Source organism: Paenalcaligenes suwonensis (genome assembly GCF_011290505.1).
GTDB lineage: Bacteria > Pseudomonadota > Gammaproteobacteria > Burkholderiales > Burkholderiaceae_B > Paenalcaligenes > Paenalcaligenes suwonensis.
Map to the genome: position 1 here is coordinate 1 of NZ_JAANPV010000020.1, position 1,091 is coordinate 1,091.

1 protein-coding gene is annotated in these 1,091 nt (G+C 49.4%); it reads left to right on the forward strand.

All coding sequences use genetic code 11. The annotated features are described in order from the left end of the window. Positions 1–474: hypothetical protein (locus tag GY634_RS17185; RefSeq protein WP_207625644.1), on the forward strand; the 474-nt coding region annotated here is incomplete at its 5' end. Positions 475–1,091: the final 617 nt, after the last annotated feature.

Consider the following 1,091-nt stretch of genomic DNA (forward strand, 5'->3'; position numbering starts at 1 on the left):
GCATGCATTGCAAATGCGGAGCAGGCAATGTTGACCAAAGCCGGCAACCTAGCAAGCCTGCAAAACCTCAAGCAAAGCCAGCTCAATCTGGGTGTCATTCAGTCGCTGGTGGGCGAGGTGTTCAGCACTGATAACTGTACAATCTTAGAGAACTCCCACGGCATATCTTTCAGGAAACCAACAGGGGAACAGTTCTGTTTTGCTACCATCACACAAGAGGTACCCATCACAACTGCCTATGGGAGTAGCTTTCGCTCATCGGTTGTGAGCATCCCATTCCCTCAACCATTCGCTAGAGTGCAGCCCGTTATTGATGCATTCCCCTGGTACAGCACAACCCCCTTAACGCCAGTCACCGGCGCTATGCTAGCTCACCAATCTACGGCGTCATGGTCTCTTAACTTCATAGGGCCAGTGTCATCGCCAAATGCAAACGCACGCTTTTACTTAACCGCATCAGGATTCTGGAAATAACCATTGCGTCACGCCATCCCCAGTGAAAAGGCAAATACTCCAGTTGCTGACGAGTTGCTACCCCAAGCCTTCCCTGTTGGCGGATATAGAGCTACGTTAGTCTGAGCATTACTGGTAGTGGCATAAGCAATATGTGCTCTGTATGGGTCGGGCCAATTTATTTGATTGCCTGCGTTACCCCTAAATGTGGCTTGAACAGTCAGCAACCTACCGAAAACGGCGGGAAACCTCCACGTAGTCTCTAAATAAAGGGCATGTGTGTACAAGAGTGTTAGCGGCGGGCTTACGCAAAGCTGTAGGCCCTTAGGGTTCCTAAATGCAACTCCATACTCATTCTCTATGATCGTGCAGTTATCAGTGCTGAACACCTCGCCCACCAGCGACTGAATCACGCCCAAATTGAGCTGGCTTTGCTTGAGGTTTTGCAGGCTTGCTAGGTTGCCGGCTTTGGTCAACATTGCCTGCTCCGCATTTGCAATGCGGTTTTTTTGTATCTAAGGAAACTATGAAAATCACCTTATCACCAACGGGTGAGCCATACGGCCACCCATTTAGCGATGCTCTGTCATTAGAAAAACAGGGCGAAGTATTGATCATCAATGGGCAGCGTTTGGATT